This window comes from Parasphingopyxis sp., assembly GCF_028279465.1.
GTDB lineage: Bacteria > Pseudomonadota > Alphaproteobacteria > Sphingomonadales > Sphingomonadaceae > Parasphingopyxis.
Window position 1 is genome coordinate 745,692 of record NZ_JANQNS010000015.1, and the last position, 15,998, is coordinate 761,689.

Sequence of the window (15,998 nt, forward strand, 5' to 3'; positions counted from 1 at the left end):
TTCGGTCAAATCCCGCAGGGACGACCAAATGGCTTCCATCTCGAACCAAAAGCCGCTTGCAAAGGCAATAAGCTTTCGCGGCGCGCCTTTCGGCCCGATATGTTCGCCATTTGGACGCCGCAGCCGCCTCATGTGTGAGTACAGGCCCTAACGCGGCGGACTCTGTCGCGAAACGATTGACCTGACTGCCTCAGGTCGGCATCGCTGGCCGCCATGACCGATAGTCCGCTGACCCTTTTTAACAGCCTGACCCGGCAACCCGAAGAGTTCCGGCCGATCAATGCGGGCGAGGCGCGCGTCTATACCTGCGGGCCGACCGTCTACAATTACCAGCATATCGGCAATATGCGGGCCTATGTGTTCGCCGATACGCTCGGGCGCGTGTTGAGCTGGAAAGGCTATGACCTCACCCATATCATCAACATCACCGATGTCGGCCATCTGACGTCTGACGCGGACGCTGGCGACGACAAGATGGAGAAGGCGGCGAGCGAAAGCGGCAGATCCGCCTGGGACATCGCGAAATATTATACCGATGCTTATTGGCGCGATATCGAGCGATTGAACATCCGCCAGCCCGCCAAATGGTCCATCGCGACCGAGCATGTCGAGCAGATGATCGATTTCGCGAAAAGCATCGCCGACAAGCATTGCTACGAGCTCGACAGCGGCCTCTATTTCGATACCTCGACCGTGCCGGATTACGGCCGCCTCGCCCGCGCGGCCACCGACGAAGGCGAGAGCCGGATCGATCCCGTCGAAGGCAAGCGACAGCAGACGGACTTCGCGATCTGGCGCAAGACGCCGGAGGGCGAGACGCGGCAGATGGAATGGGAGTCGCCCTGGGGCCGCGGCGCGCCGGGCTGGCATCTCGAATGCTCGGTGATGAGCAAAATGTATCTGGGCGAAACCTTCGACATCCATACCGGCGGAATCGACCATCGCGAGATCCACCACCCGAACGAAATCGCCCAGAATCAGGCGCATAGCTGCTCGGCCGATACCGGCGCGAACATCTGGATGCACAATAATTTCCTCGTCGATCGCGCCAAAGACGGAAAATCTTCCAAGATGAGCAAGTCGGCAGGCGAATTCCTGACGCTGCAGGTGCTGGTCGACAAAGGCGTCCACCCCCTCGCCTATCGCCTCATGTGCCTCCAGGCCCATTATCGGAGCGAGCTCGAGTTTACGTTCGAGAATCTGCTGGCGGTGTTGACGCGGTTGAAGCGGATCGTGATGGTCAAGGAACAGCTCAACGACGACGCGCACGGCCATTCGCCAGAAAACCGCAACGAAATTCCATCTGAGGTTCAGGCGTTCATCGATCACTTCGACGAGGCGATTTCGGACGATCTCAATACGCCCAAAGCGCTTACCGTTATCGATGAGCTGGCCGATCAGAAGCAGATCTGGGCCGGTCACCGATTGATGGGCCTGTTCGAAATAGACAAAGTGCTTGGCCTTGGCCTGAACGGTCTCGCTCGGTCATCGCTGCGCATCCGCCCTGCTTCGGCCGAAATCACCGAAGGCGAAATCGAGCACCAACTCGACCTGCGCGCCGAAGCCAAACTCAACAAGAATTTCCCAGCCGCCGACGCGATCCGCAACGAACTTGTCGCCAAGGGCGTCGAGATTATGGACGGCGATCCGCTGCGCTGGGAGTGGAGGATAGAGCCATGACCAAAGCCGCCATCGCCTCGCTGATCCGCCCGCTCGTCGAGCCGCATATCGACGGGCTCGACGTCACCTGGTTCGAAAGCGGCGACCAGGCGATGGAGATCGCCGACAGCGTCGAGATCGGCTGGTTCGACATGTATGACAAGCCGAAGATGGCGGAGATCATCACGGCCGCCACGAAACTCAAATGGCTCAATTCGATTTACGCCGGGATCGATCATTTCCCGGTCGACGCCTTGCGCGAGCGCGGCACAATCGTCACCAACGGCACGGGCATCAACGCGATACCGATCGCCGAATATGTCGTGATGGGCATGCTCGCTGCGGCGAAACGCGTCGATAAGCTGCTTGAATCGCAAACGAATAGCGCGTGGCTCAGCGGCCCACCGGGCAATGCCGAGCTGTTCGAAAGCAAGGTCCTGATTATCGGCTATGGCGCGATCGGCCAGCAGGTCGCGAAAACGCTGTCGGGCTTCAACGCCGACATCACCGCCGTCAGGCGCACGCCGGTCGAGGATGACAGCATTATCGGCCCGGAAGAGTGGCGGCCCCGGCTCGGCGAGTTCGATTGGGTGATCGTCGCCGCCCCGGCGACAGACGAGACCCAGCATATGATCGGCGCGGACGAGCTCGCGGCGATGAAGGACAGCGCGTGGCTTGTAAATGTGGCACGCGGCTCGCTCGTCGATCAGGTGGCGCTGATTGCGGCGTTGGAATCGAAATCAATCGGCGGTGCCTTTCTCGATACCGTGACGCCCGAACCCCTGCCCTCCGACGATCCGCTGTGGAAAGCGCCCAATATCTTCATCACCTCGCACATGTCCGGCAATGCCACGACGCGCATGTTCGAGCGCGCGGCCATGCGCTTTGTCGAAAACCTCAAACGCTACCGTGCGGGCGAAGACATGATCTCGGTCGTGAACCTCGATCTCGGCTATTGAAGACATGTGCTCCAGCGCAGGCAGGAGCCTAGGGCGGCAAGGACAAACGCTATTGCCCTGGGCTCCTGCCTGCGCAGGAGCACTACAATAGTGACGTACGACCCTACCACGTGTAACCTTCTCGTCTGCCTGCCGAACTCAGTTGCTGAGAGGGGATGAGCAAGATGACCAAGGCGTCCGATCTATTCATTCAGTGTCTGGAAGAGGAAGGCGTCGAATATGTGTTCGGCGTGCCGGGCGAGGAAAATCTCGATTTTCTCGAAAGCCTCTCGCATTCCAAAATCAAACTGATTCTGACCCGCCACGAACAGGGCGCGGGTTTCATGGCCGCCACCTATGGACGGCATACGGGCAAGGTCGGCGTCTGCCTCGCAACGCTTGGCCCCGGCGCGACCAACTTCGTGACCGCGGCGGCTTACGCCAATCTCGGCGGGATGCCGATCCTGATGATCACCGGGCAGAAACCGATCAAGTCGTCCAAACAGGGCCGGTTCCAGATTCTCGACGTCGTCGACATGATGGGGCCGATCACCAAATTTACGCATCAACTGGCGTCAGGGGACAATATCCCCTCGCGCGTCCGCGAGGCCTTCCGCATCGCGACGACCGAAAAGCCGGGCGCGACGCATCTCGAATTTCCCGAGGACATCGCCGAGGAAGAGAGCGACAAAACGCCGATCCCACCGAGCCTCAGCCGGCGGCCGATCGCCGAGGACAAGGCGATCCGCGCGGCGCGGCAGAAGCTTGAGGCGGCGAAATCGCCGATCCTCGTCATCGGCGGCGGCGCCAACCGCACCATGACCTGCCGGACCTTGACCCAGTTCGTCGAGAAGACCGGCATACCCTTCGTCACCACCCAGCTCGGCAAGGGCGTCATCGACGAAACGAGCGACAAATATCTGGGCACCGCCGCGCTGTCGGCCGGCGATTTCGTGCATCGAGCGATCGAAGCGGCCGATCTGATCGTCAATATCGGCCATGATGTGATCGAAAAGCCGCCCTTCTTCATGCAGCGCGGCGGGGCCGAGGTCATCCATGTCAGCTGCATCCCGGCCGAGGTCGATCCCGTCTATTTCCCGCAGATCGAGGTGATCGGCGATATCGCCAACGCGATCTGGCAGATCAAGGAGGATATCCTCCCCCAGGGTCACTGGGATTTCGATGCGATGTTCAAGGCGCGCGCCGCCGAAGAAGAACATACGGCCAGCCTCGATGACGATATGCGCTTCCCCATCTATCCGCCGCATCTCGTGAAAGCAGTACGCGAGGCTATGCCGGCGGACGGAATCATCGCGCTCGACAATGGCGTCTACAAGATATGGTTCGCGCGCAACTATCCGGCGCGCCAGCAGAATACGGTATTACTCGACAATGCGCTCGCATCGATGGGCGCGGGCCTGCCCTCGGCCATGGGCTCAGCGATGGTCTATCCGGACCGCAAGATACTCGCGGTCTGCGGCGATGGGGGTTTCATGATGAACAGTCAGGAGATGGAGACCGCCGTCAGGCTCGGCCTCAATCTCACGGTGTTGATCCTGCGTGACGACGCCTATGGCATGATTCGCTGGAAACAGGCCAATATGGGCTTTGCGGATTACGGCCTTACCTTCGGTAATCCCGACTTCGTCCAATATGCCGAAAGCTATGGCGCGCGCGGCCATCGCGTCGAAAGCGCCGCGCATCTGAAAGAGCTGCTCGACACCTGTCTCGGCAGCGAGGGCGTCCATCTGATCGACTGCCCGGTCGACTATTCAGATAACGATCGAATCCTCAATCACGAGATCAAGGAAATAAGCGCGGAGCTCACGCTCTGATCTCTGTCGAGAACGGATCAGTCTCCGCCTGACCTCCCGCTGCCGCATGGTAAGCAATCCATTGTGGAACAGCGCGGGGGGAGGATCGGCTTGTTGCCCAGCATCGGTCTATTGCGATTGCCGGCCCTGCTGGTCCTGCTGGGGCTTGCCGGCTGCTACTCAGTCGATCTCTCGGACGGCAATGGCGCGCAAAGCCGGACATTCTTTGGTTTCACACGCGTAACTCTGCCCGAACGGCAGGGCGAACTGCAAGCCGTCGAAATCGAAAATCTGGGTATCGCGGTTGGACCGGGCCTGCGGATCGGCTGGCTACACGACCGCACAATCACGGCCGATCCCGCCGACTGTCAATTGCTGATCATCGTCGATGGGCAGGCCGAAATCGAACATGCGCGGTCCATATTAGCAACAATGGAGGGAGTGGAACCATGTTTGGTCGATCTATCGTAAAATGCGCGATCGTCGGGGTCGCAGCTGTGGCGCTAACCGGCTGCTACCAGATGACCCGGCACTCGAACACGATGGTGTTCGGCACGAATACGGTCGGCGGACTAGACATCGGGACCGATGCAACGAATGTGCCTGGCATCACGGTTGGATATAATCGTCAGGAATTGGTTATAATGCCACTGGTTGCCAATATTGGAGACAATGGTGAATATCAGACCCCCTGCAATGTGGGTTCTGTACCGGATTCCTCTAATCCCCGCGGCCATCCATGCTTGCTAGTCAGCAATAACGGCAATTCAGTAGATACCTATTCGGTGCTTGCAAGCTTTGGCGCAGAATTCAGCGCTACTGCCAACAATCCGACCGCAAGCGGCGGATTGGCCCAATTCTTCGCTACCGGTAGCGCGGCGCAAATTCTTGCCCTTCGTGGCGGACCGGCACTCGTAGCAGTAGGCGAGGCAGCAGAAAGACAGACACGAACCAACGTAAATGGGGCGATACAACAGCTTTTCTCGAACCCGGAAGTGCAAACGGAATATGAGCGAAGAATCCGGCAAGCCGAGAATAACCGCAATGCGCTTGTCGCATTCCTCGCCAACGGCAGTGAGAACGAATATCTTGAGAGAATAAGGTTGGTGGAGTCTAAGCTCGAAGACAGAGATAATCCTCGAATCTCGGCAGACCCTGAATGCCGTAACGGCTACGAATCTTGTATGGCCTATCTCAATAGCGACATCGGACTGCGCTTCACTTTTAGTGGCACGGGCTCGGAATTTGCGCAGGCGGTCGATAGCGCAGAAGAAGAGTCCAGATGAATAGGGAGCCAGAATTATGGGCAGGATAATCGGCAAGGTATATGACGATAAAGAGACAGCAGCGGCAGTCGCACTTGCATATGAAGAGGGCGATGTTCTGGAAGCACGGGTAGTAGGCCCGGTACGACATGCGGTCATAGTCGGCACTGGCGCGCAAATGGATTGGGAGAATGACGAAGGGAAGGACTATTATTTCGTGTTTGCGACAGACGCGGAAATAGCCGACCCGCCAGACTAGGGCGGATTCATGTGACGTTCGGTTTTCACAAAGACCTTCCTTAGACCAATTCGAAACCGCAAAGGTTATATAGCGCACCAGATGTTCGATGTTGCACGATGCTGTTTTGCTAACGCGGAGTTGCATGGAAGCATGCAGCATCGGCAAAGCCTGCAATATCAAGTCGCATAAAGCTGCGAGCAACCATCTTTCTCGCTATTTTCTGGTGCCGTAGCGCTTGCCAGTAAGCGCTGAAAAGAACATAGTTTCTCCCAAGGGACGGGTCGCGGATAGCGTGCAGGCATAGGGACATACCGTCTGGCCAAGCACCAAACCTTGGGGAGGGTTATGGCGCGGAGAGCGAATTGGGTGATCGGGATTGCGGCCCTCGCGGCTACAGCTGGTTTCTCGTTCGGTATCGGGCAGTCCGACGACGCCACCGCAGCCCAAACCACATCCAACACCCATGTCGGCGTCGCGACCTGCGGTGGCACGACCTGCCACGGACGCCAGGAAGCCGATGGCGCGGTCGTCAGGCAGGACGAAATCTTGCGCTGGCAGGACCCGGCCAGCGCGACGGGCGCGCACAGCCGCGCCTATGCCGTGCTCACCAATCCGCGCTCGCAGCGCATCGCCAACGAACTCGGCATCGGCAACCCCGCGAGCGCAGCGATGTGCCTCGGCTGCCATAGCGATTATGTGCCGCCAGCCCGGCGCGGTCCGCGCTTTCAGCTTTCCGACGGCGTAAGCTGCGAAAGCTGTCACGGCGGCGCTGGCGGTGGCGACACGGGATGGCTGGCCAGCCATTATGCGGTCGGCAATAGCCATGCGGCGAATGTCCGGCGCGGCCTCTATCCACTCGACAATCCCCGCGCCCGCGCCTCGCTCTGCCTGAACTGTCATTTCGGCAGCACGGCGGAAGGCCAGTTCGTCAATCACCGGATCATGGCGGCGGGCCATCCGCGGCTCGTCTTCGAGCTCGACCTCTTCTCGACGCTGCAGCAGCATCATGACGAGGATGGCGATTATGCACTGCGGAAGGGCCGCACCAACCATGTCCGCATGTGGGCCGTGGGCCAGGCGACGGCGCTCGAACGCTCACTGACGCTGTTTCAAAATCAACGCCTCGGCACCGAAGGCATGTTCCCCGAATTCTATTTCTTCGATTGCCATACCTGCCATCGGCGGATTTACGACGATCCGAATGCACGGCCGACCGGCATTACCAATCCGTCCCGCCCGATCCCCAACGGTTTTCCCAGCTATCAGGACGAGAATATGATCATGCTGGCGGCGGCCGCGCGGGTGGTTGCGCCGAACCTCGCCACACGCTTCGATCGGGACAGCCGCGCCTTTCATGGCGCACTGGCCGACGGACGCAGCGCGGCGATGACGGCGGCGTCCCGGCTGCGCGACAGCGCGCGCCAGCTCGGCAACGCCTTCGCGTCAGCAAGCTTCAACCGCCAGCAAACATTCGCGATCATCAACACCGTCTCGTCCGACGCGATCCGGCCGCGCTTCACCGATTATGAGGGCAGCGTGCAGGCGGTGATGGCGACCGATACGCTGCTCAACGCGATGGTCAGCCAGGGGATGGTCTCCGAAGCCTCGGTCACCGGCATCCGTGCCGATATCAACGCCGCCTATGCCGCGGTGCGCGAGCCCAATGCCTATCGCCCGCTCGAATTCCGCCAGGCGCTCGGCCGCGCATCGGCGGCGATCGGACGGTTGCGGTGAGACGCAAAGCGCGATTGATGGCCGCGCTGGCCGCTAGCGCGCTCGTCCTCGCCTCATGTGGTGGCGGGGGTGGAGGCGGTGGCGGAACGCCCGGCAATACGCAAGGCAATCCCGCGCCGCCACCTCCGCCGCCACCGCCGCCGGCCGTTATCCAATATCCAGTGCCCGCGCAGGAATCGCTCTCCGCCGCCGATGTCCGGCAGGTCATCTCGCAAGCCGCCGGCGAGGCCACCGCGCGCGGCCTGCCCGTCGCCATCGCCGTGGTCGACCGGGTCGGCAATGTGCTCGCCGTCTATGCAATGGACGGGGCCGATCTGTCGCTGAGCGTCCCCTCCCCGTCCGGCCCCGATTTCGATCTGCAGGGCACGGTGTTGCCCGCGCCCGCCGCCGCCGCCGGCGCGATCGCCAAGGCGATCACCGGCGCTTACCTCTCCTCGGCCGGCAACGCTTTTTCCACGCGCACGGCGAGCGAGATCGTGCAGGAGCATTTCCCGCCCGCGCCGGGCGTCACCAACGGCCTTGAGAGCGGGCCGCTCTATGGCGTGCAATTCAGCTCTCTGCCCTGCTCCGACCTTGTCCAGCGCTTCACCGGCGCGATGGGTCCGGGTGCGCTAGTCGGGCCGAAGCGTTCGCCATTGGGTCTGTCGGCCGATCCGGGCGGCTTCCCGCTCTATCGCAACGGCGTGGTGATCGGCGGCGTCGGCGTGATGGGCGACGGCGTCTACGGCTTCGATCCGGACCGGCGCGACAATGACAATAGCGACGAGGAAGCGATTGGACTTGCCGCGACCAACGGCTTCGAACCGCCCGCCTCGATCCGCGCCAACCGCATCCCGGTCGATGGCACAACGCTCAAATATTCGGATGCCGATACCGACGATTTCGCGAGCAACCCGGATGCGCCGCCGGCCTTCGCCGCGATTGCCGGTTCGCTGGTTAGCGTGGCCGGCTATTATGATTCAGCCGGGGGAGTTCTTGCGGGGACGGCATATGGGACGGAAGCATCGGGCGTGCGCGCCTCGACCGCCGCCGATTTCTCGATCCGCGATGCTTTCGTGCTGTCCGATGGCACGGGCGCGAACCGCTTTCCGATCCGCGCGGCGACGGACGGGGCGGATGTGACATCGCCACTCACCGCCGCCGAGGTCACCGCGATCCTCGAAGAGGCCTTTATCGTGATGCGCCGCGCCCGCGCGCAAATCAGGCGCCCGCTCGACAGCCGGGCGGAAGTGACCATCTCGGTCGTCGATACGCATGGCGAGGTCCTCGGCATCGTCCGTTCGCCCGACGCGCCGATCTTCGGCACGGATGTGTCGCTGCAGAAAGCGCGCACCGCGACTTTCTTTTCCGGCGCGAACGCCGCGACGCTGCTGCTTGGCAATCCAAGCGCGGACGTGAACGGGTTCGTCCCGGCGGTGCGCGATTTTCTCAGCGATCCCAATGCACTGACCGGCGCTTTCGCTTTCTCCGACCGCGCCGGCGGCAATCTGTCCCGTCCCTATTTCCCGGATGGGGAGGTCGGTCGGCCCAACGGCCCGCTCTCTCGCCCGATCGACAGCTTCAACCCGTTCTCGACGGGCCTGCAATCGGCGCTGATCCTCGACAACGTCCTCACCCATATCGGCTTCATCTTCGGCATGAACCCGGACACACCGCCGCGCTGCACCGCCACGCCCGATGTCGCGCCCGGCCAGAACCCGCTCGAAAACGGCATCCAGATATTTCCCGGCTCCGTCCCCATCTATCGCGGCAATGCGCTGGTCGGCGGGATCGGCATTTCGGGCGACGGCATCGACCAGGACGACATGATCGCCTTTCTCGGCACGCATAACGCCTCGGTCCGGGTCGGCGGGATCAACAATGCCGCACCCGATATCCGCGCCGACCGGATCGTCGTGCGCGTCGGCGGCAACGATGTGCGGCTGCGCTATGTCAATTGCCCGTTCGCGCCATTCCTCGATACGGATGAGAACAATGTCTGTCAGGGGCTGTGACGGATGAGCGGTGGCGCATCCTTGATCGCGATCGCACTGGCGAGCGGAACGACGCAGTATGCACCTATAGAGCCCTCCCCCTTGATGGGGGAGGGTTTGGGTGGGGGTGATCTCTCAGTCTGGAACTCCGACAGCCACGGACGCGCAAGCGGAAACTTCACCCCACCCCCAACCCCTCCCCATCAAGGGGAGGGGAGTAATGTCGTCGCACTGGCCCTTGCCGATCCGCCACGCAGTCAGATGCCGCGTCGCGTACCAGGCGAACCCGAGCCCGGTCTCAACGAAATCCAGATCGAAGACGATATGGCCCCCGGCGATGCGGACGAGACGCTGATCGAGGACCGCCGCCGGCCCGGCGTGCCGCAAAGCAATCTGCCTGACCCAGTGACGCAGGAGAATGTGGGCGCGGTCCGTGCCCCGCAGCCCCAGGCCTTTCCCGGCGACCAATTCCCGATCCCGGATCGCTGGCGGCTCGTCGAGAGTATCGGCGTCAACGAGAATCTGCTCGATCCCTATAATCAGAACACGCTGAAAGGCGACCGGCCGATCCCGCTCGGCGAGCTACCCGACTGGCTGCCGATCAATGGCGACGACTGGTTTTTCATCGTCAACGCAATCTCCGACACCGTGATCGAGCCACGCAGCTTCCCGACGCCGGTCGGCGTACAGACGACGACCGAGCCGGACAGCCTCGACGTGTTCGGCCGCGCCGACAGCCTCGTCCTCGCCCAGACCTTCATCACGGGCTTCGCGCTCTTGAAAGGATCGACGGCCTACAAGCCGCCGGACGTCGAATATCGCGTCACGCTCGCAACCCAGTTCAACTATGTCGATGTCAATGAGCGGCGCATCCTGTTCGTCGAGCCGAGCCGGCCCAGCCATCGTTTCGACTGGTTCACCGGTGTGCAGGAACTATTCTTCGACTATCACTTCCGCAATACGTCGCGCCGCTACGATTTCGATTCCATCCGCATCGGCGTCCAGCCCTTCAACGCCGATTTCCGAGGTTTTCTGTTTCAGGACAATCAGCTCGGCGTGCGGCTGTTCGGCACGCGCGACAATAACCGGCTCCAATATAACTTCGCGGCCTTTATGCGGCTGGAAAAGGACACGAATTCGGGCCTCAACGATCTCTTCGCAACGCCGCGCAGCGATTTCGTGTTCCACGCCAATCTCTACCGGCAGGACCTGCCCGTACCCGGCCTCACCAGCCAGTTCAGCCTGACCTACAATATGAACCGCGAACGGACCGATATCGAGATCGACGATAACGGCTTCCCGGTGCGCCCGGCACTGCTTGGATCGCTGAACGGGCGCAACTACGACGTCGTCTATCTCGGCTATAATGCCGATGGCCGCATCGGGCGGTTCAACCTGTCGGCCAGCGCCTATCTCGCGCTCGGCGAGGATCGGAACAGCATCTTTACCGACGAACCGGCGGATATCTTCGCCTATTTCGGCGCGGCAGAACTTAGCTACGATGTCGACTGGATGCGCTTTCGCCTGTCCGGTCTCTACGCCTCGGGCGACGGCGATCCCTATGACAATAGCGAGCGCGGCTTCGATGCGATTTTCGAAAACCCGATCTTCGCCGGCGCGGACACAAGCTACTGGATCCGCCAAGTAATCCCCTTTGCAGGCGGCGGACGTGCCGTCGGCGTGAATGGCCGCAACGGCATCCTCAATTCGCTGCGCAGCTCCAAGGAGCAGGGCCAGTCCAATTTCAACAATCCGGGTACGATCCTCGTCGGCGTCGGCGCGGATTTCGATATCACGCCGGAAATCCGCCTTTCGGCCAACGCCAACCATCTCTGGTTCGAGGATACGGACAGCCTGCAGGCGCTGCGCAACGAGGGCAGTATTCCGAGTTCGATCGGTTATGACCTGTCGGCGGCGGCGATCTGGCGACCCTCGGCGATCCAGAATGTCGTCTTCCGCTTGTCCGGCGCGGTGTTCGAAGCGAGCGACGGCTTTTCCGACCTGTTCGCGCAGGACCGGCGCTCGGGCACTTACTATTCCGTCCTCTTCAACGCGATACTGACCTACTGATGGCGAGCTGGCTCACCCTCCCCCGCCTCGCGATGCTCATCGCCGCGATCGGTATCGTCTTCGCGATCGCCTCCAGCCCCGGCGGTGCGGCCGGTGGCGAGACGGCGGTCGAACGGGATTATGCCGCCGCCGGCGTGCTCGCCGACCCGGCGCCGCGCAATCAGAGCCAAGAAGAGGCGGACGCCAAGAGCGCGGGCTGCATCACCTGCCATACCGCGACCGACGAGATGACCATGCACGCCACGCCGGCCGTCAGGCTGGGCTGCACTGACTGCCATGGTGGCAACGCCGATGTCGCACTGACCGATCCGGACCTGCATTATGAGCATCCCGACTATCTCGCGATCCAGTATCGCGCGCACGTCCTGCCGCTCTATCCGGAAAGCTGGTATTGGCCCGGCAGCGCCAACACGCATCGCTCCTACACGCTGCTCAACCGTGAGAGCCCCGAATATGTCCGCTTCGTCAATCCGTCCGACTATCGGGTCGTGCGCGAGGCCTGCGGCGCCTGCCATATCGAGGTAATCGAGGCGGCCGAGCGCTCGTTGATGGCGACAGGCGCGATGCTCTGGGGCGGCGCGTCCTACAATAACGGTATCCTGCCCTATAAGGTCTATATTGTCGGCGAAGCCTATACGCGCGATGGCGAGCCCGCGCAGATCGTCTCGCCCGGCAATCCGCATGGCACGGTAACGCCCGAACAGGCTGCGCGCGGGGCGCTGCCCAATCTCGTGCCACTGCCGACCTGGCATGTCGTGCCGCCCGGCGACATTTTTCGCGTATTCGAACGCGCAGGCCGCAACATCGCTTCGCAGTTCCCGGAAATCGGCATTCCGAATATCGGCGGCAATATCCAGCGTCTCGAGGAACCGGGCCGGCCGGACCTGCGCCAGTCCAACCGCGGACCCGGCACGGGCCTGCGCGTTTCGATCCCCGTGCTCAACATCCACAAGACCCGCCTCAACGACCCCTTCACCTGGTTCATGGGCACGAACGACCAGCCCGGCGATTACAGACACTCAGGCTGCGCGTCCTGCCATGTCGTCTATGCCAATGACCGCGAACCGCGCCACTCGCTGACCTGGGCGCAATATGGCCGCGACGGACAGACCGCGACCGTCGATCCGACGATCAACCGGCTGCGCCAGAGCCAGTACCGCCCGGATCAGGTGCATGAAGAGGGGGAGGTCAATGACGACACGCATGAAGTCGATGTAACGATGGCGCCCGGCCAGTGCGGCGCAGCCTTCGATATGATCGCCGAACGGTTGCAGCAGCAGGGCATCCGCGGCTCTGGCGGGCAAAGAGACGACGTCGGCCACGGAGAGGGCGAATATGTTGGCGTGGGCGGTCCGGACGAAGCGGACACCGGCCCCGTGCCCTTTGCCGAGCGCGAGCGCGGCCATCCGGTGCGCCACGCCTTCACCCGATCGATCCCGACGGCGCAGTGCATGAATTGCCACATGCACCAGCCCAATATGTTCCTGAACAGCTATCTCGGCTACACGATGTGGGACTATGAAAGCGACGCGCCGCTGATGTGGCCGCGCGAACAGGTCTATCGCACCGCCGAGCAGATGTTCGCGATCCTCGACCGCAATCCGGAGATGGCGGCGATCCGGGGGTGCTGGGGCGATATCGATTTCCTGCGCAACGTCACCGACCTCATCAACCCGCAGGCGCGCGATACGCAGTTCGCCGATTATCACGGCCATGGCTGGAATTTCCGCGCAATCTTCCGCCGAGACCGGGACGGCAATTTCCTCGATGCGGACGGCAATATCCTCGATCCCGACGACCCCGAGCTGTTCCGGCGCGAGGGCGAAGGGCAATTCGTCGATGTCGGTACCAATCCCGGGCGCGCCGTCCATATGATGGATATCCATGCCGAGATCGGCATGCAGTGCGCGGACTGTCACTTTGCGCAGGACAGCCATGGCAACGGGCTGATCTATGGCGAGGTCGCAAGCGCGGTCGAGATCGGCTGCGTCGATTGTCATGGCACGGCGGACGACTATCCGACGCTGCGTACCTCCGGTCCGGCAGCGCCGCCGGCAGGCAATAACCTTCTCCTGATGCGCAACCCGGACGGACAGCGGCGTTTTGAATGGATGCGGGATTATTCGGGACGCCGAATCCTCGTCCAGCGCTCGATTATCGATCCCGATCTCGAATGGGAGGTGAGCCTTGTCCGCGACACGGTCGACCGCTCGCATCCCGATTTCAATGAGATGTCGGCGCGATCTAAACTGATGGGCCGGAGCGGTGCGGAAACCGGCGTGTTCGAGTTCGGCCCCGGCATCGCCGAAGAGGATCGCGCGCATCGCGACGAGGAGATGGCCTGCTTCACCTGCCATCTCTCCTGGACGACATCGTGCGGCGGCTGCCACCTGCCGATCGAGGCCAATGCGCTGACCTCGAGCCACCATTATGACGGCCTGCAATCCCGGAATTATGCGACATACAACCCGCAAGTCGCGCGCGACCAGATGTTCCAGCTCGGCCGGCATCAGGACACACGCGGCAACATCATCGCACCCGTGCGCTCAAGCTCCGCGCTGGTACTGAGCTCGACGAACATCAATCGCGAACGCATCTATGTCCAACAGCCGCCTATCGCGTCCTCCGGCTATTCGAGTCAGGCTTTCGCACCGCACTTCCCGCATACCGTGCGCCGCACCGAAACGAAGCAATGCACCGACTGCCACCTCTCAGCCGCCAACGACAACAACGCGATCATGGCGCAACTCCTCCTGCAGGGCACGAATTTCGTCAACTTTGTCGGCCTCAACGCCTGGGTCGGCAACGAACAGGGTTTCCAGGCCGTGCGCGTCACCGAATGGGAAGAGCCGCAGGCCGTGTTCGGTTCCTATCTGCACCGCTACGCCTTCCCCGACTATTGGCGGCGGCATGTCGAAGATAATAGCCGCGAGCTGATCGAATATCGCCGCGGGCGCATCTTCGACGACGAACTATCGGGCGAAACCCGCGCCATGGAAGAAATCGAACATATCACACAGCGGACCAACGATGCGGCCCGCTGTCTCCAGCTGCGCGGCGAATACATGTTCGTCGCCGAGGGCCGCGGCGGCTTCCAGGTTTATGATGTCGCCAGCGTCGCCAATAAAGGCTTCTCGGAACGGATCGTGACCGCGCCCTTCTCGCCGCTCGGCCATGACACGCGGGTCGATACGACCAATGCGACCTGCATGGCGCTGCCGACCAACCAGAATATTTCGCCCGACCGTCAAGTGGCGATGTCCAACATGATTCCCGGCGAGAGTGAGGAGGAACGGGAGAACCGGCCGACATACACCTGCGAAAACGCGCCAAGCGAAACGCTGATCTGGATCAATCAGGAACAGTGCTTCCACCCGATCTATAACTATGCCGTCGTCACGGACAGCGTCGAAGGGCTGATCCTCGTCAATGTCAACACGATGGCCGATGGCGAGTTGCGCAACAATTTCCTGCGCCGCGCCGAGTTTACTGATGGCAGCGATGCCTGGAACGAGAATGGCGTGCTGAACGGCGCGCGCCATATCGTGCTCGGCGGGCATTATGCCTATATCGCGGCGGATGCAGGTATGGTCGTGATCGACCTCGACGATCCGCTCGCGCCCCGCCATGTTGCAACCATCCCGCTGACCGATGCGCGGGCCTCCGCCCTGCAGTTCCGCTATCTTTGGGTAACGACGGCCGAGGGCGTGCAGGTCATCGATGTGACAGACTTCGAGAACCCCCGGCTGATCCCGAACGCCACCTTCCCGCTCGCCGATGCGCGCCGCCTCTATATCGCGCGCACCTACGCCTATGTCGCGGCCGGGCGGGACGGGCTGGTGATTCTGAATGTCGAAAATCCCGAAGCGCCGGTCGAACATGCCCGCTTCGCCCGCGAAGGCACGACGCCCGACACCAATGACGTGATCGTCGGTACGACCAACGCTTCGCTCTTCGCCTATATCGCGGACGGGGTGAACGGAATGCAGGTGCTGCAGCTGACCAGCCCGTCGAGCCAGCCCAATTTCTACGGCTTCTCGCCCGCGCCCGTGCCCGAACTCATCGCCTGGATGCGGACATCCTCACCCGCGCTCGCGCTCTCCAAAGGCCTGGATCGCGACCGGGGCGTCGACGAGACGGGCGGCCAGATGGCGATTTTCGGCCGGCTCGGTTCACGGCCCTTCACTCGGAGCGAGATGGAGCGGCTATTCCTGAACAGCCGCCGCGAACCCTATCGCGTGACCGATCAGGTGGACATGGACCATTGGGTCGCGAGCGCCTTCGCACGAAGATAGTGTGAAACC

The 15,998-nt window shown here is 61.9% G+C and carries 10 protein-coding genes; all 10 read left to right on the forward strand.

Going from position 1 to position 15,998, the window contains the following annotated elements:
* Nucleotides 1–213: 213 nt before the first annotated feature.
* The 10 genes from cysS to Q0974_RS13185 all read left to right on the forward strand — a co-directional run bounded on the left by cysS (nt 214) and on the right by Q0974_RS13185 (nt 15,989).
* Entirely contained in the window at nt 214–1,680 is a 1,467-nt protein-coding gene (gene cysS, locus Q0974_RS13140) for a cysteine--tRNA ligase (RefSeq protein ID WP_299328335.1), read from the forward strand.
* Nucleotides 1,677–2,618 (forward strand): D-2-hydroxyacid dehydrogenase, encoded by a 942-nt coding sequence (locus Q0974_RS13145; protein ID WP_299328338.1) that lies wholly within the window; start codon nt 1,677–1,679, stop codon nt 2,616–2,618. Before cysS ends, Q0974_RS13145 begins: the two co-directional genes overlap by 4 nt.
* Before the next feature lie 164 nt (nt 2,619–2,782).
* Nucleotides 2,783–4,432: an acetolactate synthase large subunit gene (locus Q0974_RS13150; protein WP_299328341.1), complete on the forward strand. Its 1,650-nt coding sequence runs from the start codon at nt 2,783–2,785 to the stop codon at nt 4,430–4,432.
* Nucleotides 4,433–4,525: 93 nt separating this feature from the next.
* Entirely contained in the window at nt 4,526–4,882 is a 357-nt protein-coding gene (locus tag Q0974_RS13155) for a hypothetical protein (RefSeq protein WP_299328344.1), read from the forward strand.
* Nucleotides 4,861–5,697 carry a hypothetical protein gene (locus Q0974_RS13160; RefSeq protein WP_299328347.1) on the forward strand — a complete coding sequence of 279 codons (837 nt, stop codon included), beginning with the start codon at nt 4,861–4,863 and terminating at the stop codon, nt 5,695–5,697. Before Q0974_RS13155 ends, Q0974_RS13160 begins: the two co-directional genes overlap by 22 nt.
* Before the next feature lie 16 nt (nt 5,698–5,713).
* The gene (locus Q0974_RS13165) at nt 5,714–5,935 is read left to right on the forward strand and encodes a hypothetical protein (protein WP_299328350.1); all 222 of its coding nucleotides are present in this window, start codon (nt 5,714–5,716) and stop codon (nt 5,933–5,935) included.
* A gap of 327 nt (nt 5,936–6,262) precedes the next feature.
* Complete coding sequence (locus tag Q0974_RS13170; RefSeq protein WP_299328353.1) at nt 6,263–7,651, forward strand: multiheme c-type cytochrome; 1,389 nt, start codon at nt 6,263–6,265, stop codon at nt 7,649–7,651.
* A gap of 17 nt (nt 7,652–7,668) precedes the next feature.
* A complete protein-coding gene (locus Q0974_RS13175; RefSeq protein WP_299328555.1) occupies nt 7,669–9,645 on the forward strand; it encodes a heme-binding protein in 1,977 nt (658 codons plus the stop codon).
* A gap of 240 nt (nt 9,646–9,885) precedes the next feature.
* The gene (locus tag Q0974_RS13180; RefSeq protein WP_299328356.1) at nt 9,886–11,694 is read left to right on the forward strand and encodes a hypothetical protein; all 1,809 of its coding nucleotides are present in this window, start codon (nt 9,886–9,888) and stop codon (nt 11,692–11,694) included.
* On the forward strand, nt 11,694–15,989 hold the full coding sequence (locus Q0974_RS13185; protein WP_299328358.1) for a hypothetical protein: 4,296 nt from the start codon (nt 11,694–11,696) through the stop codon (nt 15,987–15,989). Before Q0974_RS13180 ends, Q0974_RS13185 begins: the two co-directional genes overlap by 1 nt.
* Nucleotides 15,990–15,998: the final 9 nt, after the last annotated feature.

Coding starts and splice junctions, on each gene's coding strand:
- cysS (WP_299328335.1), top strand. CDS start 214: ATGACCGATAGTCCGCTGACCCTTTTTAACAGCCTGACCCGGCAACCC.
- Q0974_RS13145 (WP_299328338.1), top strand. CDS start 1,677: ATGACCAAAGCCGCCATCGCCTCGCTGATCCGCCCGCTCGTCGAGCCG.
- Q0974_RS13150 (WP_299328341.1), top strand. CDS start 2,783: ATGACCAAGGCGTCCGATCTATTCATTCAGTGTCTGGAAGAGGAAGGC.
- Q0974_RS13160 (WP_299328347.1), top strand. CDS start 4,861: ATGTTTGGTCGATCTATCGTAAAATGCGCGATCGTCGGGGTCGCAGCT.
- Q0974_RS13165 (WP_299328350.1), top strand. CDS start 5,714: ATGGGCAGGATAATCGGCAAGGTATATGACGATAAAGAGACAGCAGCG.
- Q0974_RS13170 (WP_299328353.1), top strand. CDS start 6,263: ATGGCGCGGAGAGCGAATTGGGTGATCGGGATTGCGGCCCTCGCGGCT.
- Q0974_RS13175 (WP_299328555.1), top strand. CDS start 7,669: ATGGCCGCGCTGGCCGCTAGCGCGCTCGTCCTCGCCTCATGTGGTGGC.
- Q0974_RS13180 (WP_299328356.1), top strand. CDS start 9,886: ATGCCGCGTCGCGTACCAGGCGAACCCGAGCCCGGTCTCAACGAAATC.
- Q0974_RS13185 (WP_299328358.1), top strand. CDS start 11,694: ATGGCGAGCTGGCTCACCCTCCCCCGCCTCGCGATGCTCATCGCCGCG.